This is a genomic window from Aquincola agrisoli (genome assembly GCF_036621135.1).
In the GTDB taxonomy this organism is placed as follows: Bacteria; Pseudomonadota; Gammaproteobacteria; order Burkholderiales; family Burkholderiaceae_C; genus Aquincola; species Aquincola agrisoli.
Map to the genome: position 1 here is coordinate 90,378 of NZ_JAZIBG010000003.1, position 24,817 is coordinate 115,194.

The 24,817-nt window shown below is 71.3% G+C and carries 24 protein-coding genes; 13 read left to right on the plus strand and 11 right to left on the minus strand.

The genetic code is table 11. The features are described 5' to 3' along the window. Positions 1 to 63: 63 nt before the first annotated feature. Both V4F39_RS00905 and V4F39_RS00910 read left to right on the plus strand, forming a co-directional pair. Positions 64 to 1,032 (plus strand): Bug family tripartite tricarboxylate transporter substrate binding protein, encoded by a 969-nt coding sequence (locus tag V4F39_RS00905; protein ID WP_332287342.1) that lies wholly within the window; start codon positions 64 to 66, stop codon positions 1,030 to 1,032. After that, positions 1,029 to 1,898, plus strand: coding sequence for an alpha/beta fold hydrolase (locus V4F39_RS00910; RefSeq protein ID WP_332287343.1), 870 nt, complete (start codon positions 1,029 to 1,031; stop codon positions 1,896 to 1,898). Before V4F39_RS00905 ends, V4F39_RS00910 begins: the two co-directional genes overlap by 4 nt. Before the next feature lies 1 nt (position 1,899). On the opposite strand, the gene V4F39_RS00915 is transcribed toward V4F39_RS00910, so the two are convergent. The 5 genes from V4F39_RS00915 to V4F39_RS00935 form a co-directional block, all read right to left on the minus strand. Next, positions 1,900 to 2,604, minus strand: a complete 705-nt coding sequence (locus V4F39_RS00915) for a Crp/Fnr family transcriptional regulator (protein ID WP_332287344.1) — start codon at positions 2,602 to 2,604, stop codon at positions 1,900 to 1,902. A gap of 79 nt (positions 2,605 to 2,683) precedes the next feature. Further along, positions 2,684 to 3,994, minus strand: coding sequence for an MFS transporter (locus V4F39_RS00920; protein WP_332287345.1), 1,311 nt, complete (start codon positions 3,992 to 3,994; stop codon positions 2,684 to 2,686). A 134-nt stretch (positions 3,995 to 4,128) separates the two neighbouring features. Continuing rightward, positions 4,129 to 4,425 carry a hypothetical protein gene (locus V4F39_RS00925; protein WP_332287346.1) on the minus strand — a complete coding sequence of 99 codons (297 nt, stop codon included), beginning with the start codon at positions 4,423 to 4,425 and terminating at the stop codon, positions 4,129 to 4,131. A 194-nt stretch (positions 4,426 to 4,619) separates the two neighbouring features. Beyond that, positions 4,620 to 5,690 (minus strand): mandelate racemase/muconate lactonizing enzyme family protein, encoded by a 1,071-nt coding sequence (locus tag V4F39_RS00930; RefSeq protein WP_332287347.1) that lies wholly within the window; start codon positions 5,688 to 5,690, stop codon positions 4,620 to 4,622. A 62-nt stretch (positions 5,691 to 5,752) separates the two neighbouring features. Then, a complete protein-coding gene (locus V4F39_RS00935) occupies positions 5,753 to 6,721 on the minus strand; it encodes a Bug family tripartite tricarboxylate transporter substrate binding protein (protein WP_332287348.1) in 969 nt (322 codons plus the stop codon). Between the two features lie 218 nt (positions 6,722 to 6,939). Between V4F39_RS00935 and V4F39_RS00940 the strand changes: the two genes are divergently transcribed. From V4F39_RS00940 to V4F39_RS00955, 4 genes are read left to right on the plus strand one after another with little or no spacing between them, the layout of a single operon-like run. Further along, positions 6,940 to 8,553, plus strand: a complete 1,614-nt coding sequence (locus V4F39_RS00940) for a DUF6351 family protein (protein ID WP_332287349.1) — start codon at positions 6,940 to 6,942, stop codon at positions 8,551 to 8,553. A 35-nt stretch (positions 8,554 to 8,588) separates the two neighbouring features. Further along, positions 8,589 to 9,683, plus strand: coding sequence for a porin (locus tag V4F39_RS00945; RefSeq protein WP_332287350.1), 1,095 nt, complete (start codon positions 8,589 to 8,591; stop codon positions 9,681 to 9,683). Between the two features lie 17 nt (positions 9,684 to 9,700). After that, positions 9,701 to 10,687, plus strand: a complete 987-nt coding sequence (locus V4F39_RS00950) for a Bug family tripartite tricarboxylate transporter substrate binding protein (RefSeq protein WP_332287351.1) — start codon at positions 9,701 to 9,703, stop codon at positions 10,685 to 10,687. A 29-nt stretch (positions 10,688 to 10,716) separates the two neighbouring features. Then, positions 10,717 to 11,685: a LysR substrate-binding domain-containing protein gene (locus V4F39_RS00955; RefSeq protein ID WP_332287352.1), complete on the plus strand. Its 969-nt coding sequence runs from the start codon at positions 10,717 to 10,719 to the stop codon at positions 11,683 to 11,685. 23 nt (positions 11,686 to 11,708) lie between these two features. Here the strand turns inward: V4F39_RS00955 and V4F39_RS00960 are convergent, their stop codons facing one another. From V4F39_RS00960 to V4F39_RS00980, 5 genes are read right to left on the minus strand one after another with little or no spacing between them, the layout of a single operon-like run. Beyond that, the gene (locus V4F39_RS00960) at positions 11,709 to 12,629 is read right to left on the minus strand and encodes an SMP-30/gluconolactonase/LRE family protein (protein ID WP_332287353.1); all 921 of its coding nucleotides are present in this window, start codon (positions 12,627 to 12,629) and stop codon (positions 11,709 to 11,711) included. 10 nt (positions 12,630 to 12,639) lie between these two features. Further along, positions 12,640 to 13,617, minus strand: coding sequence for a tripartite tricarboxylate transporter substrate binding protein (locus V4F39_RS00965; RefSeq protein WP_332287354.1), 978 nt, complete (start codon positions 13,615 to 13,617; stop codon positions 12,640 to 12,642). A 59-nt stretch (positions 13,618 to 13,676) separates the two neighbouring features. Continuing rightward, positions 13,677 to 14,594: an NAD(P)-dependent oxidoreductase gene (locus V4F39_RS00970; protein WP_332287355.1), complete on the minus strand. Its 918-nt coding sequence runs from the start codon at positions 14,592 to 14,594 to the stop codon at positions 13,677 to 13,679. Next, on the minus strand, positions 14,591 to 15,289 hold the full coding sequence (locus tag V4F39_RS00975; protein WP_332287356.1) for an RraA family protein: 699 nt from the start codon (positions 15,287 to 15,289) through the stop codon (positions 14,591 to 14,593). The genes V4F39_RS00970 and V4F39_RS00975 overlap by 4 nt, the downstream gene beginning before the upstream one ends. A 31-nt stretch (positions 15,290 to 15,320) precedes the next feature. Continuing rightward, entirely contained in the window at positions 15,321 to 16,304 is a 984-nt protein-coding gene (locus tag V4F39_RS00980; protein ID WP_332287357.1) for a Bug family tripartite tricarboxylate transporter substrate binding protein, read from the minus strand. 109 nt (positions 16,305 to 16,413) lie between these two features. On the opposite strand from V4F39_RS00980, the gene V4F39_RS00985 reads away from it, so the two are divergent. Next, positions 16,414 to 17,310: a LysR family transcriptional regulator gene (locus V4F39_RS00985; protein WP_332287358.1), complete on the plus strand. Its 897-nt coding sequence runs from the start codon at positions 16,414 to 16,416 to the stop codon at positions 17,308 to 17,310. Between the two features lie 24 nt (positions 17,311 to 17,334). Here V4F39_RS00985 and V4F39_RS00990 read toward each other — a convergent pair whose 3' ends face one another. Further along, complete coding sequence (locus V4F39_RS00990) at positions 17,335 to 18,246, minus strand: LysR substrate-binding domain-containing protein (protein WP_332287359.1); 912 nt, start codon at positions 18,244 to 18,246, stop codon at positions 17,335 to 17,337. A 98-nt stretch (positions 18,247 to 18,344) separates the two neighbouring features. Between V4F39_RS00990 and V4F39_RS00995 the strand changes: the two genes are divergently transcribed. From V4F39_RS00995 to V4F39_RS01020, 6 genes are all read left to right on the plus strand, one after another. After that, a complete protein-coding gene (locus tag V4F39_RS00995) occupies positions 18,345 to 19,427 on the plus strand; it encodes a tartrate dehydrogenase (protein WP_332287360.1) in 1,083 nt (360 codons plus the stop codon). Positions 19,428 to 19,461: 34 nt separating this feature from the next. Beyond that, positions 19,462 to 20,706: an MBL fold metallo-hydrolase gene (locus V4F39_RS01000; protein WP_332287361.1), complete on the plus strand. Its 1,245-nt coding sequence runs from the start codon at positions 19,462 to 19,464 to the stop codon at positions 20,704 to 20,706. Positions 20,707 to 20,732: 26 nt separating this feature from the next. Further along, on the plus strand, positions 20,733 to 21,983 hold the full coding sequence (locus V4F39_RS01005; RefSeq protein ID WP_332287362.1) for a hypothetical protein: 1,251 nt from the start codon (positions 20,733 to 20,735) through the stop codon (positions 21,981 to 21,983). Between the two features lie 25 nt (positions 21,984 to 22,008). Beyond that, on the plus strand, positions 22,009 to 22,992 hold the full coding sequence (locus V4F39_RS01010) for a tripartite tricarboxylate transporter substrate-binding protein (protein ID WP_332287363.1): 984 nt from the start codon (positions 22,009 to 22,011) through the stop codon (positions 22,990 to 22,992). 25 nt (positions 22,993 to 23,017) lie between these two features. Further along, positions 23,018 to 23,458, plus strand: a complete 441-nt coding sequence (locus tag V4F39_RS01015; RefSeq protein ID WP_332287364.1) for a hypothetical protein — start codon at positions 23,018 to 23,020, stop codon at positions 23,456 to 23,458. Between the two features lie 89 nt (positions 23,459 to 23,547). Continuing rightward, positions 23,548 to 24,813, plus strand: a complete 1,266-nt coding sequence (locus V4F39_RS01020) for a leucine-rich repeat-containing protein kinase family protein (protein WP_332287365.1) — start codon at positions 23,548 to 23,550, stop codon at positions 24,811 to 24,813. The last annotated feature ends 4 nt before the right edge of the window (positions 24,814 to 24,817 follow it).

Here is a 24,817-nt window from a genome sequence, read left to right on the forward strand (position 1 = left end):
TTGCCCCGGCCGGCGGGCGGCGCCCAGAATCCTCCGGCATCACTCTAAGTCGGAGACAAACACATGAAGATCGGTCGTCGCCGCGTCGCAGCGGCCCTGCTGCTGGCCGGCATCTCGCACGTCGCGGCCGCGGCGTTCCCCGACAAGCCGCTGCGGCTGATCGTGCCGTTCCCGGCGGGCGGCGCCGCCGACCTGATGGCGCGCGGCATGGCGCAGCGGCTGGGCGAGGAGCTGGGCCAGCAAGTGATCATCGACAACCGCGGCGGCGCGGGCGGCGCCCCGGCGGCCGAGGCCGCGGCCAAGTCGCCGGCCGACGGCTACACGCTGTTCTTCGCCACGATGGGCACGCACGCGATCAACCCCGCGCTGTACCCCAAGCTGCGCTACGACCCGGTGAAGGACTTCGCGCCCATCAGCCTGACCCACATCACGCCGCGCGTGCTGGTGGTCGGGCCCTCGGTGCCGGCACGCAACGTGGCCGACCTGATCGCGCTGGCCAAGGCCAAGCCGGGCGCGCTGTCGTACGGCTCCGCCGGCAACGGCAGCTCCAGCCACCTGTCCGGCGCGCTGTTCGAATCGATGGCCGGCGTCGACCTGCTGCACGTGCCGTACAAGGGCAGCGCCCCGCTGCTCACCGACGTGCTGGCCGGGCGGGTGGACATGACCTTCGACTCCTACACCGTCTACGAGGAGCACATCAAGGGCGGCCGCGTGCACGCCCTGGGGGTGACCTCGGTGAACCGCATGAACGCGCTGCCCCAGGTGCCCACGCTGAGCGAGGCCGGCCTCAAGGGCTACGACGTCTCGAACTGGCTCGGCGTGATGGCGCCGGCGGGCACGCCCGCCAGCGTGGTGCAGGTGCTGCACGCCGCGCTGGGCCGCACGATGGCCACGCCGGCGCTGCGCCAGCAGCTGGTCGCGCTGGGCATCGAGCCCACGTTCGGCTCGCCCGCCGAATTCGGCAACCTCATCCGCAGCGAACTGCCCAAGTGGGCGGAGATCGTCAAGCGCTCCGGCGCCACCAACGAGTGAAGCCGGGCGCCTTGAGCGCGGGCCGGCCCTCCGACGGGGCGGGCGGCGGCGCGGTCCAACGCGAGCGCTGCCTGCTGCCGCTGCACGACACGCAGGGCCGCGCGGTGCGGATCGACGTGGTGATCGACCAGCCGGCCGCCACCGGCAGGCCGCATCCCGCGCTGGTGCTGCTGCCGTCGTCGCTGCGCGACTCGCTGGACTGCGACGTGTTCGCTGCGGCGCTCGCCGGGCTCGGCTGGCGCGTGCTGCGCCCCCAGCCGCGCGGCATGGGTTGCAGCACCGGCCCGATGGACGGGCTGGACCTGCATGTGCTGGCGCACGACGTGGTGCAGGTCGTCGACGCGCTGGGCGGCGGCCGTGCGGTGCTGGCCGGCCACGCCTTCGGCCACTTCGTGGCGCGCGTGGCCGCGATGGACCACCCGCGTCAGGTGCGCGGCGTGGCGCTGCTGGGCGCGGCGGCACGGACCTTCCCGCCCGGACTCACCGGCGCGCTCGACGTCGCCGCCGACCCGGCACAGGCCGAGCCCGACCGGCTGCAGGCGCTGCGCCGCGCGTTCTTCGCCGCAGCAAGCGATCCGTCCGAATGGCTGCAGGGCTGGTACCCGCAGTGGCGCGCGGCCTACCGCGCCGCCGGCAGCTCCCCCCCCAAGGCCGCCTGGTGGCCGGCCAGCACGGTGCCGCTGCTCGACCTGCAGGCGTCCGAGGACCCCTGGCGCCCCGCCGACAGCCGCAACGAACTGCGCGACGCCCTCGGCCCGCTCGTCACGGTCGAGGTGATCGAAGGCGCCAGCCACGCCCTGCTGCCCGAGCAGCCGCAGGCCGTGGCCGCGGCCGTCGACCGCTGGGCCCGCACCCTCCCTCCCTGACTCAGCGCGTGGCCCGCACGCGGGCGAAGGCGCTGAGCCGGTCGACGTCGTGGATGACGAGGCGCCGGCCCGCCACCGCCAGCAGGCCGCCGTCGGTCAGCTCCTTGAAGCAGCGCGACAGCGTCTCGGGCGTGAGGTTCAGGTGGCCCGCCACCACGTTCTTGCACAGCGTCAGCTCGATCTGCGCGGTCTTCAGGCCGTCGGCCGGCAGCTGGCGCAGCAGGTAGTGCACCAGGCGCTGCGCCGGCGGCTGCAGCGAATACGACTCGATGTCGTCGACGATGCCCTTCACGCGCGACGACAGGCTGCGCAGCATCGCCATCGCAAACGCGCTGTCGCGCTCGATCAGCCTCACGATGGCCTCGCGCGGCAGGTAGAGGAACAGCGAATCCTCCAGCGCCTGCACGTTGAGGAAGTAGCCCTCCCCGTTGAGCATGGTGATGTCGCCGAAGCAGCCGCCCTGCCCGATGAGCTGGATGGGCCGGTCGGTGCCGTGCCACGACAGCAGCGACATCTTGATCTTGCCGTAGACAACCACGTGGAAGCCGTCGCAGCGGTCGCCCTGCCGGAACAGGACCTCCTTGCGCTTGGCCTCCACGCGGCAGACCTGGGTGGCCAGGGCCTCCAGGTCTTCCTGCCTTGCATGGCTGAACAACGGCACGTTCCGCAACAGCTGAGCCGCGGTGGCTTTGGTTGGCATCAGCATCAGGCTCTCCCCGCCTCTCGATCCAGGCCCCGATCGTAAGGCGGCGCCGCCCCGCACCGCGGCGGCGTCCGGCTGGCGCTCAGGCGGTGGACGCCCGGGCGTGGTTGACGAACAGGATCGACAGCGCGGCAATGGCGCCGGGGATGCCGATCGCGAGGAAGTTCTGCGCCAGCGGCAGCGACATGCCCACGAGCGCGCCGATCAGGATGGGCGCGGCGATCGCGCCCGCGCGGCCCACGCCGAGCATCATGCCGACGCCCGTCGTGCGGATCGACGCCGGATAGAACTGGCCCGCGTAGGCGGCCAGCACGATCTGCGTGCCGATGGTCGAGGCCCCCGCCAGCGCGACGAGCGCGAACACCGCCGGCTTCGGCAGCTCCACGCCCAGCAGCGTGATCGAGACGGCCGCCATCAGGTACATCGCCGTCAGCACGTGCTTGATGTGGAACCGGTCGGCCAGCCAGCCGCCGCCGATGGCACCGGCCATCGCCCCGAGGTTGAGCACCAGCACGAAGGTGAGCGCCGACCCCAGGCTGTAGCCGGCGCTCGACATCAGCTTGGTCAGCCAGGAGCTCAGCGCGTAGACCATGAAGAGGCACAGGAAGCAGCTGAGCCAGAACGCCAGCGTGCTCAGGCCGCGGCCGTCGGCGAACAGCGCACCCACCGGCGTGCCGGCCGCGCGCTCCTTGCTGGGCACGACGAACTGCTCGCCCTCCTGCGGGCGGTAGCCGGGCGACAGGCGGGCCAGGATGCCGCGCAGCTCGTCGAAGCGGCGCCGCCGGATGAGGAACAGCATCGATTCGGGCAGCTGGAACCACATGAACGGGATCAGCAGCACCGGCAGTCCCGCGGCGATGAACACCGACTGCCAGCCGTAGCTCTCGATCAGGTGCTTGCCGAGGAACGCCGCCAGCACGCCGCCGAGCGAATAGCCGCTGAACATCAGCGTGACCAGCGTGCTGCGCATGCGTTGCGGTGCGTACTCCGTCATGTGGGCGATCACGGTCGGCATGACACCGCCGATGCCCACGCCCGCGAGGAAGCGCAGGAAGCTGAAGGTGAGCGGGTCGGTCGCGAAGCCCGCGGCGGCGGTGAACAGGCTGAAGATCGCGATGCAGGCGGCGATCACCGGCTTGCGGCCCATCCTGTCGGCAAGCGTGCCGAACACGACGTTGCCGAACATCATGCCGAAGAGCGCCGAGCTGACCATGAAACCCGCCTGCGTGGCGTCGACGCCGTACTCCTTCATGATGGACGGCAGCGCGATGCCGGCGACGGCGAGGTCGTAGCCGTCGAACACGATGATCAGCGCGCACCACATCAGCACGCCGCCATGGAAACGGTTGAAGGAAGCCTTGTCTGCCAAGGCGCAGACATCGGTGGAGGGCATGGGTTGTCTCCCTGAGCATTTATTGTTCTGGGCGGCAAAGCCGCCACGGGCGCGCCGTGGCGACGGCCGCCGGCCGGCACCGCCCGGCTCTGCGTCCGGGTCTCGTGCCGGCCTGGGCGCCGATCAGGCGCAGGTCACAGCTCGAGCCACAGCGCGTCGTCGCCCGAGGCGAACACGCCTTCCGGCGCGGTGGGGATCTTGCCTTCGGCGGTGTCGGCGATCACGCGACGCTTGGTCGCTTCGAACTCGGCCAGGTCCTTCAGGCGCGAGATCATGATCACCTGGCCCACCGGCCCGCCGACGCGGACCTTGACCTCGGGCGCAATGCCGTACTGCTGCTTGATGGCGGCAGCGCGAGCCCGGAAGTAGGCCAGCGCTTCGCCTTGCTTGCCACCGTTGGGGGTACCGGTGCGGGTGTAGACGACGGTCATGGTGATCTCCTTGAATCGAGGTTTTTTGAGTGCCGTTGCATTGCATTGGCAGGGCCAGAATAGGTTTGGCGCCCCTCAATTGCCTTGATTGCAATCAAGGATAAAAAATCAACGACCAGGGTCATCACTGATGGGGTAACCCCCATCACGCCGGGCCGGGAGCGCATCCCGCGCCCCGCCCCGCTGGTGGCCGCTCAGCGCGGCGCGAGCGTCACGCCGCAGCCCGCCGCCTGGGGCAGCGCGATGGCGCCCTGCACCACCGGCAGCGGCGTGAAGGGGTCGTCCAGCAGGTGCTGGTGTTCCGACAGCTCGCATGCAAACGGCAGCTGCTTCACGACGCTGGCGGCCTGCAGGCTCATCGACTGCAGCAGCGCGGGCCCGAACGCCGCGCCCACGCGGCAGGTCACGCCGCCGGCTTCGCAGATCCGCACGGCCTCGACGAAGCGCCGCAGCCCGCCGAGCTTGGTGACCTTGAGGTTGATGACGTCCACCATCCGCTCGCTGACGAGGCGGAACACGTCGTGCACGGTCTGCGCGCTCTCGTCGGCCTCCACCGCCACGGGCAGCGTGCGCGTCACCAGCGCGAGGCCGGCCCAGTCCGCCGCGGGCACGGGCTGCTCGATCAGCGCGATGTCGTAGCGCTCCATCCGCGCGAAGGCCGAGATCATCTGCTTGGCGGTGTACGACTGGTTCGGGTCGAGCGTCAGCGCCACGCCGTCGCCCACCGCCTGCCGCACGGCCGCGATGCGGGCCACGTCGAGCGGCGTGTCGCCCGAGAGCTTCAGCTTGAGCTGGCCGTAACCTTCCTCGGCCAGCTCGCGCGCCTTGGCCGCCATCTCATCGGGAGACTTGATCGCGAGGATGCGCGCCTGCGCCACCCGGTCGCGGAAGCGGCCGCCCAGCAGCACGTTCACCGCCACGCCGAGGCGGCGGGCCAGCAGGTCGTGCAGCGCCATGTCGATGGCGGCCTTGACGCTGGCGTTGTAGTTCAGCGCGGCGTCGATCTCCTCCATCACCTCGGCGAGGCTGTCGATGCGGCGGCCCTGCAGCATCGGCGCCAGGTGGCGCAGCGAGGCCTCGGCGCCGCTGCCCTGCGTGGTGATGGCCGGGATGGCATGGGCATAGGCCAGGCCTTCCCGGCCGTCCTCGTCCACCAGCGTGAGCAGCCAGCCCTCGAGCTGCGGCACCTTGGCGCGCGCGAACTTCCAGGTCGGATCCTTCAGGCCCTGCGTGCAGGGCGTGATGCGGACGTCGGCAATTTGCATTACGCCTCCGATGAGTCAGAGCGGGTATCCAGGCGCCGCGAAGCAGGCGCAGCGGGGGTGGGCTATTCCAACGTGATGTGGCCCTTGCTGACGACCTCGCGCCACTTGTCGGACTCCGCTTGCATCAGCTTGCGGTACTCCTCGGGCGTGGAGGTGAGCGCCACCGCGCCCTGCTCCAGGAACTGGTTCTTCAGCTCGGGCGACTGCACCGCGGCCACCACCGCGTCGCGGAACTTCTTCTGGATGTCGGCCGGCAGGCCCTTCGGGGCGATGACGCCGTACAGCGTGTCCATCTTGACGCCCGGCAGGCCCAGCTCCTTGGTCGTCGGCACCTGCGGCGCCTGCGGCGCACGGGTGTCGCCCGCCACCGCCAGCACCTTCAGCGTCCCCGCCTTCACGTGCGGCAGCACTGGCAGCAGGTCCACCATCGCGAACTGCACCTCGCCGCCGAGCACGCCCGTCACCGCCGGCGCGGCGCCCTTGTAGGGCACGTGCTGCACGTTGATCTGCGCCTGCTGCTTCAGCAGCTCGAAGCCGATGTGCGGCGTGGTGCCCGGGCCGGCGGAGCTGTAGTTGAACTTGTCCGGTGCGGCCTTGGCGGCCGCCACCAGCTCGGGCAGCGTGCCGACGGGCACGTCCTTGCCGGCGACGATCACCGAGGGGATGCGGGCCACCAGCGTCAGGTACTGCACGTCGGTCGGCGCGTAGGGCACCTTCATCAGGTTGGGCATGCCGGCCAGCGGGCCGGGCGCCACCAGCGCGAAGGTGTAGCCGTCGGGCGCCGAACGGGCCAGGTCGTTGACACCGATGGTGCCGCCAGCGCCGGCCTTGTTGTCGACCACGATGGTCTGGTTGAGCGCCGCGCCCACCTGCCGGGCCACCAGCCGCGCGATGGCGTCGGTGGGGCCGCCGGCCGAATAGGGCACGACCAGGCGAATGGTCTTGTTGGGCCAGGCGGCCTGCGCATGGGCGGCGGACAGGGCCACGGCACCGAGGGTGAAGGCGCAGGCGGCCGCGATCTTGCTGAGCATGGGATGTCTCCTTGACGGCTCTTTCAACCCCCGCAGTGTCGCGCCGCGCGCGCCGCGCGGTAAGCGCGCCGGGAAGCAATTCAGCTATGCAACAGCTATGCGTTCCGCGCAATTCAGCTTTGCGCCCCGGCCCCCTGGCTGACGCGGCCCGCGATTCCTAGAGTCCCGCTGCCCCCCAGGTTGCTGCGGCGGGCCACGACAACGACTGGAGACAAGCCTTGAACAGATTCAGACTGCACGCCTCGGCGTGCGCCGTGCTGCTGTGCGCCACCGCCTGCGGCGGCGACGGCGGCGGCGACGAACCCGCCTCCCCTGCCGCGCTCGCGCCCGACTGCACCGCCCTGCAGAAGCTGGACTTTGCCAACACGGTGATCCAGAGCGCGGTGCATGTCGAGCAGGGAGCCACGGGCACCGACGCGGTCCGCATGCCGGCCCACTGCCTGGTGACCGGCGAGATCGCGCCGCGCATCGGCGCCGCGGGCGTGCGCTACGGCATCGGCTTCGAGCTGCGGCTGCCGCTCGACTGGAACGGCCGCTTCCAGTTCCAGGGCGGCGGCGGCGTCGACGGCACCATCCCGCAGGCCTTCGGCACGCTGCGCGACGGCGTGGTGCCGGCGCTGGCGCAGGGGGCCGCGGTGGTCACCAGCAACATGGGCCACACCGGCACCAGCACCCGCGACGCCACGTTCGGACTCGACCCGCAGGCCCGCATCGACTGGGGCTACAACGCGATGGACAAGGTGACCGTGCTCGCCAAGGACCTGGTGGCGCGGTTCTACGGCAAGGCCCCGGCGTATTCGTACTACGTGGGCTGCTCCGGCGGCGGGCGCCAGGGCATGATGATGTCGCAGCGCTTCCCCACCTACTTCGACGGCGTGGTGTCGGGCGCGCCGATCCTGGAGCAGCACGTGGCGCAGATCGCCTCGATGCAGATCCTGCAGGAGTTCCGGGCCATCGCGCCGGCCGATGCCAACGGCGCGAAGATCCTCAGCCGCGCCTACTCGGACAGCGACCTCAAGCTCATCGCCGACGGCGTGCTCGCCAAGTGCGACGCCCTCGACGGCGCGGCCGACGGCCTGATCGAGCACTACGGTGCCTGCACCTACGACGTGGCCGCGCTGCAATGCACCGGCGCGAAGCAGGACGGTTGCCTCTCGGCCGCCCAGGTGGGCGCCTTCACCCGCGTGATGCAGGGCCCGAAGAACAGCGCCGGCCAGCAGCTCTACCCGCCCTACCCGTGGGACACCGGCATCGCCGGCTGGCGCACCAACCAGCTCGGCACCTCCACCACCGCCACGCCCAACTCGGCCAAGTTCACCAACCAGTCGATCCGCTACGTCTTCATGACGCCGCCGGTGCCGGACTTCGACTACTTCTCGTTCGACTTCGACCGCGACCCGGCCACCATGCTGGCTTCGGCCGCCTACACCACCACCAACGGCACGAACTACGAGGGATTCAAGGCCCGCGGCGGCAAGACCATCGTCTACACCGGCCTGAGCGACTCGCTCGTCAACCCGGCCGGCGTGAACCGCTGGTACCGCGAGCTGGTCGCCGCCAACGGCGGGCTCGAGGCCACGCAGCGCTTCGCACGCTTCTTCAACGTGCCGGGCATGGAGCACTGCCGCGGCGGCAAGGCGCTGGACCGCTTCGACCCGGTCACCGCGCTGTACGACTGGGTCGAGAAGGGCGTCGCGCCCACCACGCTGACGGCCACCGGCGCCAGCTTCCCCGGCCGCACCCGCCCGATCTGCGCGTACCCGCTGATCGCCCGCTACACGGGCGCCGGCAGCGTCGACGACGCCGCGAACTTCCGTTGCGAAGCTCCCTGATCCCGGATTTTTCCCCGACCACGAGAACAACCTCCATGAAGAGACACTTCGACACCACCGCCGCTGCCGCCTGCGTCCTCGCCCTCGGGACAGGCCTGGCCACACCGGCCCTTGCACAGGGCACCGCGGCCGGCAACGTGACGATCTACGGCCTGGTGGACGCCTGCCTGGCCCGCGCCGACCTCGGCGCCAACCACCTGAACGCGCTGAACAGCGGTTGCCTCTTCGGTAGCCGGCTGGGCTTCCGCGGCACCGAGGACCTGGGCGGCGGCCACCGCGCCTACTTCACGCTGGAAGGCGGCCTGTCGCTCGACAACGGGCAGCTCGGCCAGGGCGGCCGCATCTTCGGCCGCAAGGCGCTGGTGGCGCTGGGCGGGCCGTGGGGTGCCATCGAGATGGGCCGGGACTACGCGCCGGCGTTCTACCTGGTGCAGCCGGTCGACCCGATGGGCCTGGGCATCGGCACCGCGAGCAGCAGCCTGTGGACGGGCTCCGCCGCCACGACGGCGGCCCGCAACGACAACGCGATCAACTACCTCTCGCCCACCTGGGGCGGCCTGTCGCTGCGGCTGCAGCTCTCGGCCGGCGAAGGCGGAGCGGGCGGTGCCCGCAAGTCCAAGGGCTTCAACCTGCTCTACCGCAGCGGCGGCACGACGGCCGGTCTGTCGCATGCCCGCGTGGCCAACGCCGCCGACACCGACGAGGACCGCGCGACCACCGCCGCGGTGCGCCACGAGTTCGGCGCCTTCTCGCTGTCGGCCATCGTGCAGTCCGGTGCGTGGGAGGGCTCGCGCACGGCCACGGCGCCGGCCAGCGCGAGCAGCGTCTTCAGCCGCAAGTACCGCAGCTACCTCGTCGGCGGCACGGTGCGCGCCGGGGCGGCCGGCAAGGTCGCCGCCTCCATCAAGCGCTACGACGACCGCACCTCGCGCAACTACGACCTCACCCAGTTCAGCATCAACTACGTGCACTCGCTGTCCAAGCGCACCGACCTGTACGCCGGCTACTCGCGTCTGAAGAACGAGCGCGGCTCCACCTACGCGGTGTCCGACGCGGTCAACTCGTACAGCGGCGTGAGCACGGGCGCCACCACCTCGCTGCTCGCGGCGGGCATCAAGCACGTGTTCTGAGGAAGGAAGGCGACGCGATGAATCCACAACGCCGATCGATCCTCGCCGGCGGCGCCGCCGCCGCGCTGGCTACCTGCCACCCCGGCGCCTGGGCGGCGGACGGCGGCTACCCGAACAAGCCGCTGCGCATCATCGTGCCGCTGGCCCCGGGCGGCTCGGCCGACGCGATGTGCCGCCTCGTCGGCAACGGCCTGGCCAAGGTGTTGGGACAGACGGTGATCGTCGAGAACCGCGCCGGGGCGGGCGGCGTCACCGGCCTCGGCGAGGTGGTGAAGTCGCGGCCCGACGGCTACACGCTGGGCTATTCGCTGGCCGGCGCGCTCACGGTGGCGCCGCACATCGCGAAGAACATGCCCTTCGATCCGCTGAAGGACCTGGCGCCGCTGACGCAGGTGGTCGCGGTGCCGGAGATCCTGGTCGCCCACCCGAACGTCGGCGTGAAGACGCTGCAGGCCCTGGTCGCCAAGGCCAAGGCGGAGCCGGGCCGGCTCAATTTCGGTTCGGCCGGCAACGCCACGGTGCCGCACCTGGGCGGCGAGCTGCTCAAGCGCGAGGCCGGCATCGACATCGTGCACGTGCCCTACAAGGGCTCGGGTCCGGCGCTGAACGACCTGCTGGCCGGCCAGGTGGAGCTGATGGTCTCCGACATCACGCTGGTGCGCCCGCACATCGCGGCCGGCCGCCTGGTCGCCCTGGCGGTGGCGGGCCCGGCACGGGTGAGCGAGCTGCCCGAGGTGCCGACCGCCGCTCAGGCGGGCCTGCCGGGCTTCACCATCGCCAACTGGCACGGCATGGTGGCGCCCGCCGGCACGCCGGCCGCGCTGCTCACCCGGCTGCGCGACGCCATCGCGCAGGTGGTGCGCCTGCCCGAGGTGGCCGCGCGCATCGACCAGGAAGGCGCCGAGGCGGTGGTGAGCACGCCGGCCGCGTTCGCAAGCTTCCTGCAGCAGGAAAGCGCACGCTCGGCCACCCTGGTGAAAGCACTGGGCATCCGCTGGGAGTGAGCGCAGGCAGGGCGGGCAGAATCGCCCTGATGCAGACCCCCAAGGCCACCGGATTCCAGCTCGATATCGCCGCCGACCTGCACAAATGGCGCACCTTCCTCGCCATCGGCGAGCTGGGGAGCCTGACACGCGCCGCCCTCTTCCTCGACAGCAACCAGTCGCTGCTGAGCCGGCAGCTCAACGCGCTGGAGCGTGAGTGCGGGGCGCGCCTGTTCACGCGCACGGGCCGCGGGGTTGAGCTGTCGGAAGTGGGCCGGCGCATCTTTCCGCAGGTGCGCGCGCTGCTGGCCGACGCCGAGCAGCTCGAGCGTGAGATCCGCGGCGAGGCACGCGAGCTGACCGGCCGCGTCACGCTCGGCTCGCTGCCCTCGATCGGCCACCCGCTGGTCGGCCGGCTCTTCACCGAGGTGCGCAGCCGCCACCCCGGCGTGCACCTGAAGATCCTCGAAGGCTCCAGCGGGCAGGTCGAGGAGTGGCTGGCCGATGCACGGGTCGACATCGCGATCCTTTACCGCTACGGTGCCTCGCTGCCCGAGCATGAGCAGGCGCTGGCCACCGTCGACAGCTACCTGATCGGCGCGCGCGGCGACACGCTCACCACGGCCGCCGAGGTGCCGTTCGCCTCGCTGCACGAGCTGCCCTTCATCCTGCCCAGCGCGCCCAATGGCCTGCGCACCGCGCTCGATGCGATGGCGCGGCAGGAGCGCATCACGCTGGCCCCGGCCATCGAGGCCGACTCCCTGCCGCTGCAGAAGCTGCTCGTCGAGCAGGAGCGGCTCTACACCGTGCTGCCGCTGCACGCCGTGTGGCAGGAGATGCAGGAACGCAAGCTGCAGGCGGCGCGCATCGTGTCGCCGTCGCTGCAGCGCAGCGTGTCGATGGCGATGGCAAGGCAGAAGGGCCCGGCCAAGGCGGTGTCGGCGGTGGCCGCGCTGATCGTGCAGATCGTCGACGAGATGGCGCAGCGCGGCATGTGGCGGCCGAGCACGCCGGAGTAGCGCGCGCCGTTGCGGGGCCGGCGCTACCCGCCGGCAAGCACCGGCAGACCCGCTGCGTCCAGCGTGGCGTGCAACACGGTGCCCGTGGTCGACTCGGTGCAGTAGAGCGTGCGCCGGCCGGGGCCGCCGAAGGCGACGTTCGTCAGCGAGGCGCCGGCCGGGCTGCGCAGCACCACTTCCGGCTCGGCACGGTGGTTGAGCACCCAGGCACAGCCCAGCCCCGGGTTGGCCACCACCAGCCGGCCGCCTTCGTCCATCGCCAGGCCATCGGGGCCGCTGGGCCCGTACGACGTGAAGAACGCGCCGACCTTCGACACGCTGCCGTCGGCCTGCAGCGGCACGCGCCACACCTGGTTGCCGCGCGTCACGGCCAGGAACAGCACGCGCTCGTCGGCCGACAGCACCAGGCCGTTGGGGCTGGGCACGTTGTCGAGCAGCAGGTCGAGCTGCCCGCCGGGCCGCAGCCGGAAGACACGGCCGGTCGGGTCGTGCAGGCCGCTCTGACCCTGGTCGGTGAAGTAGAGGTTGCCTGCCCGGTCGAAGGCCAGGTCGTTGACGCCCTTGAACCGCTCCGAATTGCGGCGCTCGAGGAACGGCGACACGCGCCCGCTGCGCACGTCGACCTGCATCAGGCCGTTCTTGTAGTCGGCCACCACCAGCGTCCCGGCATCGAGGAACTTCATGCCGTTGGGCTCGCCGTCGTACTCGGCCACCAGCGTCCAGGCGCCCTGCGGATCGATGCGGAAGATGCGGCCGAACGGGATGTCGGACACGTAGAGCATGCCCTGCGCATCGAACACCGGCGCCTCGAGGAAGCTGTCGACCGGCTCGCCGCCGCGGTTGGCATCGGCCCAGGCCGAGCGCACACCGGTGCGCCTGAACGCATCGGGCATGCGCGTGAAGACCTCCGCGTCGCGGACCTCGGGACGGTTCAGCAGGAACATGCCGCGCCCCTCATTCCTTCTCGAAGGCCGTGTTGGAGGCCACCTTGCCCCAGTACGCCGTGCTGTCCTGCAGCATCTTCGCGAAGGCTTCGGTGCCGGCGCTGGCGGGCACTGCGCCGAGGCCGTCGGCGTAGGCCTTCACGTCGGCCGAGGCCACGGCGGCGGCCACCTCCTTCTGCAGCCGCGCCATCACCGCCGGGGGCGTGCCCTTGGGCGCCCACAGGCCGGTGAAGTTGATGACGCTGAAGCCCTTCAGCCCGGCCTCGGCAAACGTGGGCGTGCCGGGCAGCGCCGCCACCCGCTTGTCGCCGCTGATGGCCAGCAGGCGCGCCTTGCCGCCCTGCACCTGGCCGATCACGCCGGGCGTCGAGGCCATCTGGAAATCGATGGTGCCCGACAGCAGCGCCAGCGTCGCCTCGCCCGCGCCCTTGAACGGCACGTGCAGGAAGCTCACGCCCGCGGCGATGCCCAGCGCCTCGCTCGAGAAGTGCGGCGTAGTGCCCGCGCCGCCGGTGCCGTAGGTGAGGCCGCCCTTGTTGGCGCGCGCGGCGTCGAGCAGCGCCTGAAGCGTCTTGTACTTCGAGTCCTGCGCCACCACCAGCGCCATCGGCGCCGTCATGAAGGTGCTGACGGGCACGAGGTCGGTGCCGTGGTCGAAGGGCAGCTTCTTGAAGATGTGCGGCAGCAGCGAGTAGGTGCTGTCGTTGGCCATCAGCGTGTAGCCGTCGGGCGCCGAACGCGCCACTTCCGACGCGCCGATGGTGCCGGTGGCGCCGGCCTTGTTCTCGACGTAGAAGGTCTGGCCCGTCTGCTCGGTGAGCTTCTGCGCGACCTTGCGGGTGACGGCGTCGACTGCGCCGCCCGGCGGATAGGGCACGACGATGCGCACCGGCTTGGCGGGGTAGGCCTGGGCCTGTGCGAGCAGGGGTGCGAGGGCGGCCAGGCCGAGTGCCAGGGCGCCGGCAGCCAGGCGGGCGGTCTTCTTCATGGGATGTCTCCGGTTCGAGGTTCAGCCGCGCGGTCCGTCGCGCGGTCGGGGTCGCGCGATCAGCCGTTCAGCGCGGCGAGCACGTTGTTCGCAGCCGCCACGCCCATCTTCACGTAGGCGTCGGCGGTCACGCCGCCGATGTGCGGGCTCAGCACGATGCGCGGCTCGCCATGGAAGGGGTGCCCCGCGGCCATCGGCTCGACCACGAAGCTGTCGAGCCCGGCCGAGGCCACCTGGCCGCTGCGCACCGCGTCGAGCAGCGCGGCTTCGTCGATCAGGCCGCCCCGCGCGGTGTTGACGACGATCACGCCGCGCCGGCAGGCCGCCAGCGTGGCGGCGTTCAGCAGCCCGGCGTTGTCCGCCGTCAGCGGGCAGTGCAGCGAGATCGCGTCCGACTCGCGCCAGATCGTCTCCAGGCCCACCGGCTGCACGCAGGCCGGCAGGTCCTTCGCGTAGGGATCGAAGCCGAGCACGCGCATGCCCATCGCATCGACCATGCGCGCCAGCCGCAGCCCGATGGCGCCGAGGCCGACGAGGCCGATGGTGCGGCCTTCCAGCTCCACGCTCTTGTGCGTGGCCTTGTCCCAGTGGCCGGCGTGCATGCGCCGGTCGAGTTGCACCACCGACTTGGCGCAGGCCAGCAGCAGCGCCAGCGCCTGCTCGGCCACTGCCGCGGCATTGGCGCCCACGGCGGCCGCCACGCGGATGCCGCGGTCCGCGGCCGCGAGCTTGTCGATCGTGTCGGTGCCGCTGCCGTGCTTGGAGATCACCTTCAGCGACGGCGCCGCGTCCATCGCCGCCGCGCCCACCTTGCTGTAGCGCACGATGATGGCCACCGGGTCGTGCGTGCGGCACAGCGCGACGATGTCGTCCTCGGTCGGCTTGGCGCCGGCATAGACCACGTGGAAGTCCGACAGGATCGCCAGCGCCTGCGGCGCCAGGTCGGCACCGGTGACGAGGAGGACGGGCTTCGTCACAGCGTCTCCCCTTCCTTGATCACGCCGGCGGCACGCAGCGCGGCGTCGAGCCACGACGGCCGCAGCGCCTCGCGGTTGCGGATGCCGGCGATGCGCTTGGTCTCGGCGGCCACCTTCTCGGCCGCCAGCGGCAGCATCGCCGCCGCCTTCTCGCGCTCGATCACGGTCACGCCGTCGCAGTCGCCCACCACCAGGTCGCCCGGGCGCACCGCGACGCCGCCGATGGAGATCGGGTGGTTCAAGCGGCCAGGCACGTACTTGGTCGGGCCGTTGGGATTCAGGCCCGCGGCGAACATCGGGAAGCCCAGCGCGCGGATGGCCTCGCTGTCGCGCACCGCGCCGTCGATGACCACGGCGGCCACGCCCAGCGCCACGCACTGCTGGGACATGATCTCGCCCATCAGCGCGCTCGACAGGTCGCCCTTGCCGTCGATGACGATCACGTCGCCCGGCTTGGCCAGCGCCATCGCGGCATGGATCATCAGGTTGTCGCCGGGGCGCACTTCCACGGTGAGGGCGGGGCCGGCGAAACGCATGGCCGGCGACAGGCCCTGGATGCGCCCGTGCAGCGCGCCGCGGCGGCCGGCCACGTCGGCCAGGATGGAAGAAGGGAACTCGGCGGCGCGGGCGACGACATCGGCGGGCACGCGCTCGATCTCGCGGATCACGTCGGGCAATGCAGCGGCTTGGCTCATGGGAATCTCCTGCAGGTGAAAAGGCGGGCGGTCAGTCGATGCGCACGCCGGCGTCCTTGACGACCTTGCCCCAGCGGGCCGCATCGCTGCGGATCAGGGCGGCGAACTGGTCCGGGGTGCCGCTGATCACGTCGGCACCTTCGTCGCCGAGCTTCTTGACCAGCGACGGCTGCTGCAGCGCCTTGTTGAACTCGGCGTTGAGCTTCGCCACCACGTCGGCCGGCGTGCCGGCAGGCGCCAGGAAGCCGAACCAACTCACCGAATCGGCGCCCTTGAAGCCCGCTTCGGCCAGCGTGGGAACGTTCGGCAGGTCGTCGACCCGCTTGCCCGACGTGACCGCCAGCGCGCGCAGCTTGCCCTGCTTGATCTGCCCCAGCAGCGTGGGCACCGTCGAGAAGTACAGCTCCACCTGGCCGCTGATCACGTCGGTCATGGCCTGCGCCGCGCCCTTGTAGGGCACGTGCTGGTACTTGACGTCGGCGGACCGCTGGAACACCTCCGAGGCCAGGTGTCCCACCGTGCCGTTGCCCGCCGAGGCGAAATTGATGGCGCCCGGCTTGGCCTTGCCCGCCGAGACCGCTTTGGCCAGCGTCTTGAACGGCGACGACGCGCCGGTCACGATGACCATCGGCGCTTCGGCCACCAGCGCGACTGGCACCAGGTCCTTCTGCGGGTCGTAGGGCATCTTCGCGTACAGCGAGGGGTTGATCGACAGGTTGCTCGTCTGCCCCAGCACCAGCGTGTAACCGTCGGCCGGCGACTTGGCCGCCGCATCCACCCCCAGGTTGCCGCCGGCGCCGGGCTTGTTCTCGATCACGAAGGTCCACTTCGTCGTGGCCGCGACGGCCTGCGTCACCTCGCGGGCGATGATGTCCGTGCCGCCTCCGGGCGGGAACGGCACGAAGACCCGGATCGGCTTGCTCGGGAAGGCCTGTGCGTGGGCGGGGCCGGCGCCCGCGAGGGCGGCCGTGGCAGCAAGGGCGAAGCCGAGGACGGCGCGGCGGGAGGTGCTCATTCGTTGTCTCCAAGACGCCCCGGGATGGGGTCTGTGGCCTCAGTATTGGCGGCCGCGGCCTCACGGTCCAATCGATTATTCTTTGCGACCCATCAGATCGGCTTTTGCAATGGACCTGCGAGACCTGCGCTACTTCGAGACGATCGCCGAGTTGCAGCACGTCGGCAAGGCCGCCGAGCAGCTGCACCGCACGCAGCCGGCGCTCACCGGCGCGATCCGGCGGCTGGAGCAGGAGGCGGGCGCGCCGCTGTTCGAGCGCTCGGGCCGCGGCATCCGGCTCACCGCCGCGGGCCGGGTGATGCTGCGCTGGGCGCAGCGCGTGCGCTTCGACGTGGAGGACGCGCAGCGCGAGGTGGCCGACATCGGGCGCGGCCTGGCGGGGCATGTGCGCATCGGCATCGTGCCCACCGCCGCGCAGTTCCTGCTGCCGCAGGCCGTGCGCCAGCTGCTGCAGGAGGCGCCCGACGTGACGCTGAACACCACCGTCGCGCTGGTCGACGTGCTGCTGCCGATGCTGCGCGGCGGCGAGCTCGACCTCGTGATCGGTACCGAGGGCCGGGCGCAGGCCGGCTTCGAATCGCAGCGGCTCGCGGAAGACTGCATCGTCGTGGCCGCCCATGCCGGGCACGAGATCTTCAAGGCCAAGCCGACGCTGAAGGACCTGACGCGCTACCGCTGGGTGCTGCAGAGCCCCGGCGCGCCCACGCGCGACTGGCTGGACCACACCTTCGACCGCAAGCGCCTGCCGCGTCCGGTGGTGCAGGTGGAGAGCAGCATGCTGCTGATGCTGCCGGCGCTGATCGCCGAGACCGGCCTGCTCAGCTTCATCTCGCGCCACCACCTCGACGAGAAGGTGCTGCGGCTGCCGCTGCGCGAGGTGGCGCTGAAGGAGACCACGATGCTGCGGCGGCTGGTGGTCACCCACCGCAGCAACGCCTACCTGTCGCCGGCCGCGCGGCGGCTGATGGAGCTGCTGGGCACGGCCGCGCGCACGGCGGCCGGCTGACCGGGTGGCCCAGGAAGGCTGCGCCTACGCGCGCGGCTTCAGGTGCCGGTCGAGCCAGCCCTGCAGGAACTCCACGCACACCCGCACCTTCGCCGAGGTGTTCAGCCGCGAGGGGTACACCGCCCAGACGTTGGCCTCCTGCGTGTACTCCGGCAGCAGGTGCACGAGCTTGCCGCTGGCGATCAGCGGACCCACGTCCCAGGTGGAGCGCAAGGCGACGCCCCGCCCGTCGACCGCCCACTGCACCACCATCTCGCCGTTGTTGGACGACAGGGGGCCGCGCACCTTGATCGTGCTCTCCTGGCGGCCCTTGTGCAGCCGCCAGACCCCGAAGGGATGGTCGCGCTCCTTGATGATGAGGCAGTCGTGCGTCGAGAGGTCGGCCAGCGTGCGCGGCGTGCCATGGCGCTTCAGGTACGACGGTGCGGCGCACAACACGCGGTGGTTCGATGCCAGCCGGCGGGCGATCAGGTGCGGGGCGATCTCGTCGCCGACCCGCACGTCCAGGTCGAAGCCCTCGGTGGCCACGTCGACCAGCCGGTCGAAGACCTCGAAGCGCACCTGCAGCGCCGGGTGGCGCTCGGTGAATGCCGACAGCGCGGGCGCCACCACGCGCCGGCCGAAGCCGAAGCTGCTGCACACCCGCAGCGAGCCGCGCGGCGCCTGCCGGGTGATGCCGATCTCCTCGACCAGGTGGTCCACGTCGTCGAGGATCTTCATCGCCCAGTGGTAGACGCGCTCGCCCTCCTCGGTGACCACGACGCGGCGCGTGGTGCGGTGGAAGAGCCGGGTGTTCAGCACCGATTCGAGGATCTGGATGCGCTTGGTCACGTAGGACGGCGAGACGCCCAGCTCCTCCGCCGCCCCCGAGAAACTGGACTTGCGTACCACCCCGCAGAACACGCGCAGGTCTTCGGGCAATGGATCGTTATTCATGATCTGTGCACAACGGATTCACATTTCGGCTGATTGTAGAAACGCCGACCCCCCCTAGCATCGCATCGCAGGACACGTACCACAACAAGGGTTAGCTGATGACGAAGCCGCTGAAGATCGCCGTGATTCCCGGGGACGGGATTGGGCAGGAGGTGATGCCGGAAGGCGTGCGCGTGGTGGCCGCCGCGGCGCGCCGCTTCGGCATCGCGATCGAGTTCGATCCCATCGAGTGGGCCAGCTGCGACTACCACGAGCGCACCGGCTCGATGATGCCCAGCGACTGGAAGGCCCAGGTCGGCGGCCACGATGCGCTGTACTTCGGCGCCGTGGGCTGGCCGGCCAAGGTGCCCGACCACGTCTCGCTGTGGGGCTCGCTGTTGAAGTTCCGCCGCGAGTTCGACCAGTACGTGAACCTGCGGCCGGTGCGCCTGTTCGAGGGCGTGCCCTGCCCCCTCGCGGGCCGCCAGCCCGGCGACATCGACTTCTTCGTCGTGCGGGAGAACACCGAGGGCGAGTACACCAACCTCGGCGGCCGCATCTTCGAAGGCACCGAGCGCGAGATCGTCATCCAGGAGTCGGTGTTCTCCCGCCGTGGCACCGACCGCGTGCTGCGCTATGCGTTCGAGCTGGCGCGCTCGCGGCAGCGCAGGCAGCTCACCGTCGCGACCAAGAGCAACGGCATCGCGATCAGCATGCCCTGGTGGGACGAACGCGCCGATGCGATGGCCCGCGGCTACCCCGAGGTCATCGTCGACAAGCAGCACATCGACATCCTCTGCGCGCGCTTCGTGCTGCAGCCGCAGCGCTTCGACGTGGTGGTGGCCAGCAACCTGTTCGGCGACATCCTGTCCGACCTGGGGCCCGCGTGCACCGGCACGATCGGCCTGGCGCCTTCCGCCAACCTGAACCCCGAGCGCAACTTCCCTTCGCTCTTCGAGCCGGTACACGGCTCGGCCCCGGACATCTTCGGCCTTGGTATTGCCAACCCGATCGCGATGATCTGGTCGGGCGCGCTGATGCTGCAGTTCCTCGGCCACCAGGCGGCGCACGACGCGATCCTCCGTGCGATCGAGCTCACGCTCAAGCAAGGCCCCCTGACGCCGGACCTCGGCGGCACCGCCACCACGGCGCAGATCGGCGCCGCTATCGAGGAGATCGTGCTCCGCCAGCCTGCGCCCTAGCGACTTCCATCCCACCACCCACAGGAGACAAAACATGGATAAGAACCAGAGCCCGCGGCCCCGCGCCGCAGGCCGGCGAACCACGCCCGTCGCAGCCCTGCTGCTCGGCGCCGCGGCCTCGTTCGGCGCGGCCGCGCAGCCGGCCGCCGGCATCCCCGCCGGCGGGCCCACCTCGCTGGCGGCCACCATCCAGGCACGCCAGCACATGTTCGGCTTCGAGAACGTGAACCCGGCCAACGGCGACGTGCGGCGCGACCGCGTGATCTTCGCGTGGCTGACCACCACCACCTTCGCGGTGGCCGCCAACGGCAAGGTGTTCATGCTCGACGGCTACATCGACGACGACCAGATCGTCGCCGCGCCGGCCCGCAAGCGCACGCCCACCGGGCTGCAGGAACTGGTCGACCTGAACCCCGAGTGGATCTTCATCGGCCACGGCCACAACGACCACACGGCCTACATCGCCAACGTGGCCTACCGCACCGGCGCCACCGTCTTCGGCGCGGCGGAGCATTGCGCCGGCATGCAGGTGGACGCAGGGCGGCAGTTCGGCACCGGCGCAAGCGTCAAGTGCACGGCCGTGCTGGCCGCGGGCGTGCCGATCGGCACCACCGCGATGAACCTGCCCGACCTGAAGCCGGCCCTGTGCCTGAACGTGATGCGCCACCTGCACGGCGCTGCCACACCGCCCGACACCAGCATCCCGCCCAACGGCATCGACTTCCGCGACGGCGAGGACCCGCGGGAGTTCGAGCTGTGGGGCACGGGCCCGGCCGCCTATCCCAACGTGCGGGCATCCGGCGGCGGCGGCAGCCTGAGCGTGCTGTACCAGTTCACCGTGCCCGGACCGCGTGCGTTCTCGTTCTCGGTGTACGACAGCGTCGGACCGTACAAGGAGCTGGCGCCCGAGCTGATCCCGGCGCTGAACGCCTGGCCGGCCACCGACGTGCTGATCGGCGCCGTCAGCGGCGCCAACAACCCGACCAACGGCATGCGCGACGCGGCGATCTACATCCGCGACATGCAGCCCAAGGTCTTCGTCCCGAGCCACCACGACGAATCGCAGCGCCGCCGCGGCGCGGCCGGCAACTCGGGCGAATGGTGGAAGCGCAACCTGCTGACCTCGATGACGAACATCGGCATCCCGCTGGCGCAGCAGCCCGAGGTGCGCTGGCTGAACGACCCGTACGACTACATCCGGCCGTCGCTGCTGACCTTCGATCCCGCGTCGCCGCGGTGGGTCAAGGCAGGCACCCGCACCAACGCCACCTGCAACTGAACAACCAACCCCTCGGAGACAAGACCATGGGACGACAACACAAGCTGCGGGTGCGGCCGCTGTATCTCGGCGCGATCGGCGCCGGCGTGGCGCTGGCCATCGTGGCCTGCGGGGGCGATGGCGGCGGCGACTCGTCCGGCCCGGCGGAGCCCAACATGCCGGTGCCGCCCGCCGCGCCGGCACTGGCCGACCAGATCGCTGCACGCACCCACTACTTCGGCGCCGAGAACGTCGACGCCGCCACCGGCGAGGTCCGCAAGGACCTGGTGATCATGTCGTGGGCCTCGAACACCACCTACGCCGCGGCGATCAACGGCAAGGTCGTGCTGATGGACGCCGCGCTGCTGCGCCGAGAGCAGGCCCCCGGCCGCACGCCGACGACGCTGGCCGAGCTGGTGAACCTGATGCCCTCGCACATCCTGCTCGGCAAGGCTGCCGCGGGCCACGCGGACCTGGCCGCCGACATCGCCTTCAAGACCGGCGCCACCGTGCTCGGCGCGCAGGAGCACTGCGACGTGGTGGAAGGCGACGCGCGCCGCCAGCAGAACTGGAGCGGCACGGCCAAGCTGCTGAAGTGCCAGGCCGTGGTGCCCGCGGGCGAGGCGATCGGCACCGTGGTGCATGCGGTCTCGCTGCCCGAGCTGGGCGCCTGCCTGCGTGCCGTGAAGCACACCGACGGCAGCACCGCCGCCGCCGACCCCGCCCTGCCGGCCTCGGCCTTCGACTGGAGCCTCTACAGCGACCCGCGCGACGCGAGCTGGTGGCCTGCGGGCACCGAGGCGGCCGACGGCGTGGCCACCACCGGCGCTGCCGACGGCCCCAGCGTGGCCTACCACCTGTCGCTCGGCGCCGCGCGCAGCTTCGGGCTGGCATGGAACGATCGCGCCGGCTCGCTGAAGGAGAACGCGCCGGCCGCCGCCACGCTGTTTCGCTCGCTGCCGAAGACCGACGTGCACATCGGCTCGGTGGACGTCGGCAACGCCGCGACCAACGGCCTGCGCGATGCGGCGCTGTACATCCAGGCGCTGCAGCCCAAGGTGTTCTTCGCCGCGGGCCACGACGCGGCCTCGCAGCGCGCGGGCGCGTTCAACACCGGCGAGCTGATGAAGCGTGCGCTGGAGGAAGCCATCGACAACGTCGGCATCGTCTCGCCGCCCGAGCTGCGCATCAACTTCGACCCGACGGACTACGTCAAGCCGCACTACATGACCTTCGACCCCGCGGCCGCCGGCTGGCAGCAGGCGGGCGACAAGGCCTCGTCCACCGCGTGCAGCTGAACCCTCCGACGAAGGCATCCACACCATGAAGACCCCCCGCTTCCTCGCCGCCGCGTTCACCGCGGCCCTGTTCGCCGTGGCGCCGCTCGGCGCCCAGGCACAGGCCTATCCCGCCAAGCCACTGACGCTGGTGATCCCCTTTGCGGCCGGCGGCCCGACCGACCTGCTGGGCCGCGCACTGGCCCAGTCGATGGGCACCGCGCTCGGCCAGACGGTCGTCGTCGAGAACCGCGCCGGCGCCGGCGGCACGCTGGCCTCGGCCTACGTGGCCCGGGCCACGAACGACGGCTACACGCTGCTGCTGCACCACATCGGCATGTCGACCGCGCCAGGCCTGTACCGCAAGCTGGCCTTCGATCCGCTGAAGGACTTCGAATACGTGGGCCAGGTGGCCGACGTGCCGATGACCCTTGTCGGCCGGCCCGACCTGCCGGCCAAGACACCACAGGAACTGATCGCCTACCTGAAGCAGGACGGCGCCAAGGTCAACCTGGCGCACGCCGGGCTGGGCGCGGCCTCGCAGCTGTGCGGCATGCTGCTGCAGCAGGCCGTGGGCGCGCAGAGCACCACCGTGCCGTACCAGGGCACCGCGCCGGCGCTCACCGCGCTGATCGGCGGCCAGGTCGACGTGATGTGCGACCAGACCATGCAGACCGTGCCGCACATCAAGGCCGGCAAGGTCAAGCTGTACGGCGTGACCACACGCGAGCGGCTGAAGCCGCTGCCCGAGGCGATGACGCTGCGCGAGGCCGGCCTGAAGGACTTCGAGGTGGTGGTGTGGCACGGCGTGTACGCGCCCAAGGGCACGCCCGCGCCGGTGATGGCGGCGCTCAACACCGCATTGAAGTCGGCGCTGAAGGACCCTGCGCTGCTCAAGCGCCTCGACGAGGTGGGCGTGCAGGTGGTGCCCGAGCCGCTTCAGACACCGGAGGGCCTGCGCACGCACCTGAAGGCCGAGATCGACCGCTGGGGCGCGCTGATCCGCCAGGCCGGCACCTACGCCGATTGAGCCCGGCGCGGCGAAGGAGCACACGATGCACGGATCGAACATCCTCGTCGGCCTGCTGTGCACACTGGCCTTGTCGTCGCCGGCCCGCGCCTGCGGCGACTGGCTGCCCAAACACGGCGGGCAGATGAACCACGACGGCGGCGAAGTCGCGTTCGAGCTGGTCGGCCAGGGCCGCGAGGTCACGCTGCACCTCGAGGACCACGGCCAGCCCATCCCCACCGCCGCCGTCCAGGGCGTGCTGTCGTTCGAGCGGGATGGCAAGGGGCTGACGTCGACACTCAAGCCCGCTGGCGGCAACCGCATGGCGGTGCGCCTGCCCTCGGCGCTGCGCAAGGGCGACAAGCTGGTGGCCGACATCAGCCTGCCAAACGGCGCCATCGCCAAGGGGGCGTTTGTGTACGGCGTGGAGGTGCAGCTGCGCACGCGCTTCGGCGCGCCGATGAACTTCGCGGCGCCGCCGCGCTGAGCGGCGGGCGGCGGCACCGGCGGCCGGCGGCGCGGTGCCGCTCGCCGAGAATGCGGCCATCGCCACCCGCCCCGAAAGCCGCCCCGCCCATGCCCACCGACGACGCCGCCGCCCGGACTCTCCAACGGTTGCGCGCCGGCGAGCTGCAGGGCAGCACGCGGCTCGACCTGCGCCACGGCGGCCTCGCCGAGCTGCCCCCGGAGGTGCTGGCGCTGGCCGACACGCTTGAAGTGCTGGACGTGTCGAACAACGCGCTGGAGGCCCTGCCCGACGCGCTGGCGCGCTGCACCCGGCTGCACACGCTGTTCGCTTCGAGCAACCGCTTCACCGCGCTGCCCGCCGTGCTGGGCCGCCTGCCGGCGCTGGACACGCTGGGCTTCAAGGCCAACCGCATCGCCGAGGTGGATGCGCGCGCACTGGCGCCCACGCTGCGCTGGCTGATCCTCACCGACAACCGCATCACCTCGCTGCCCGGATCGCTGGCCGAGTGCACGCGGATGCAGAAGCTGATGCTGTCGGGCAACCGCCTGTCGCAACTGCCGCGGGGCCTGGGCAGGCTGCAGCGGCTGGAGCTGCTGCGCCTGTCGGCCAACGCCTTCGATCGCGCCGACCACGCGCTGCCCGACGAGCTGCTGGCGCTGCCGCAGCTGGCCTGGCTGGCCCATGCCGGCAACCCCTTCAGCGCCCGCCGCGAGCAGGCCGCGCAGGCGGCGGCCGGCGCGCGGCCCATCCCGTGGCATGAACTGGCCCTGCAGGCCCTGCTGGGCGAAGGCGCCTCGGGCCACATCCACGCGGCGCGCTGGCAGCCTGCCGCCGGGCCCGCGCAGGACGTGGCCGTCAAGCTCTTCAAGGGCGCCGTCACCAGCGACGGGCTGCCGCAATGCGAGCTGGCCGCCACGCTGGCCGCCGGCACGCACCCGCACCTGGTGGGCGCCGTGGGTGTGCTGGCCGGCCACCCGCAAGGCACCCAGGGCCTGGTGATGCCGCGCCTGGCCGCGCAGTGGGCGCCGCTGGCCGGCCCGCCCAGCATGGCCAGCTGCAGCCGCGACGTGTACCGCGAGGGCCTGCGCCTGCCCGCAGCGCAGGGAGCGGCCCTGGCCCGGGCCGCGGCCGATGCGCTGGCCCATCTGCATGCCCGAGGCCTCAGCCACGGCGACCTGTACGCGCACAACCTGCTGGTGGACGGCGAAGGCCGGGCACTGCTCAGCGACTTCGGCGCCGCCTCGTTCCTGCCGCTCGACGACGGCGCCCGCACGCAGGCCCTGCAGGCGTTGGACCGCCGCGCGCTGCAGATCCTGGTCGACGAACTGGCCGAACGCTGCGAGGCACCCGACGCGGTGCGCGCCGCGGCCTGACGCC

What these genes read in the sequence shown, in the direction of transcription:
- V4F39_RS01020 (WP_332287365.1), top strand. Translation starts at nt 23,548, where the DNA reads ATGCCCACCGACGACGCCGCCGCCCGGACTCTCCAACGGTTGCGCGCC.
- V4F39_RS00935 (WP_332287348.1), bottom strand. Translation starts at nt 6,721, where the DNA reads ATGCTCAGCAAGATCGCGGCCGCCTGCGCCTTCACCCTCGGTGCCGTG.
- V4F39_RS00930 (WP_332287347.1), bottom strand. Translation starts at nt 5,690, where the DNA reads ATGCAAATTGCCGACGTCCGCATCACGCCCTGCACGCAGGGCCTGAAG.
- V4F39_RS01015 (WP_332287364.1), top strand. Translation starts at nt 23,018, where the DNA reads ATGCACGGATCGAACATCCTCGTCGGCCTGCTGTGCACACTGGCCTTG.
- V4F39_RS00975 (WP_332287356.1), bottom strand. Translation starts at nt 15,289, where the DNA reads ATGAGCCAAGCCGCTGCATTGCCCGACGTGATCCGCGAGATCGAGCGC.
- V4F39_RS00925 (WP_332287346.1), bottom strand. Translation starts at nt 4,425, where the DNA reads ATGACCGTCGTCTACACCCGCACCGGTACCCCCAACGGTGGCAAGCAA.
- V4F39_RS00995 (WP_332287360.1), top strand. Translation starts at nt 18,345, where the DNA reads ATGACGAAGCCGCTGAAGATCGCCGTGATTCCCGGGGACGGGATTGGG.
- V4F39_RS00990 (WP_332287359.1), bottom strand. Translation starts at nt 18,246, where the DNA reads ATGAATAACGATCCATTGCCCGAAGACCTGCGCGTGTTCTGCGGGGTG.
- V4F39_RS01010 (WP_332287363.1), top strand. Translation starts at nt 22,009, where the DNA reads ATGAAGACCCCCCGCTTCCTCGCCGCCGCGTTCACCGCGGCCCTGTTC.
- V4F39_RS01000 (WP_332287361.1), top strand. Translation starts at nt 19,462, where the DNA reads ATGGATAAGAACCAGAGCCCGCGGCCCCGCGCCGCAGGCCGGCGAACC.
- V4F39_RS00950 (WP_332287351.1), top strand. Translation starts at nt 9,701, where the DNA reads ATGAATCCACAACGCCGATCGATCCTCGCCGGCGGCGCCGCCGCCGCG.
- V4F39_RS00945 (WP_332287350.1), top strand. Translation starts at nt 8,589, where the DNA reads ATGAAGAGACACTTCGACACCACCGCCGCTGCCGCCTGCGTCCTCGCC.
- V4F39_RS00905 (WP_332287342.1), top strand. Translation starts at nt 64, where the DNA reads ATGAAGATCGGTCGTCGCCGCGTCGCAGCGGCCCTGCTGCTGGCCGGC.
- V4F39_RS00955 (WP_332287352.1), top strand. Translation starts at nt 10,717, where the DNA reads ATGCAGACCCCCAAGGCCACCGGATTCCAGCTCGATATCGCCGCCGAC.
- V4F39_RS00960 (WP_332287353.1), bottom strand. Translation starts at nt 12,629, where the DNA reads ATGTTCCTGCTGAACCGTCCCGAGGTCCGCGACGCGGAGGTCTTCACG.
- V4F39_RS00915 (WP_332287344.1), bottom strand. Translation starts at nt 2,604, where the DNA reads ATGCTGATGCCAACCAAAGCCACCGCGGCTCAGCTGTTGCGGAACGTG.
- V4F39_RS01005 (WP_332287362.1), top strand. Translation starts at nt 20,733, where the DNA reads ATGGGACGACAACACAAGCTGCGGGTGCGGCCGCTGTATCTCGGCGCG.
- V4F39_RS00920 (WP_332287345.1), bottom strand. Translation starts at nt 3,994, where the DNA reads ATGCCCTCCACCGATGTCTGCGCCTTGGCAGACAAGGCTTCCTTCAAC.
- V4F39_RS00985 (WP_332287358.1), top strand. Translation starts at nt 16,414, where the DNA reads ATGGACCTGCGAGACCTGCGCTACTTCGAGACGATCGCCGAGTTGCAG.
- V4F39_RS00980 (WP_332287357.1), bottom strand. Translation starts at nt 16,304, where the DNA reads ATGAGCACCTCCCGCCGCGCCGTCCTCGGCTTCGCCCTTGCTGCCACG.
- V4F39_RS00965 (WP_332287354.1), bottom strand. Translation starts at nt 13,617, where the DNA reads ATGAAGAAGACCGCCCGCCTGGCTGCCGGCGCCCTGGCACTCGGCCTG.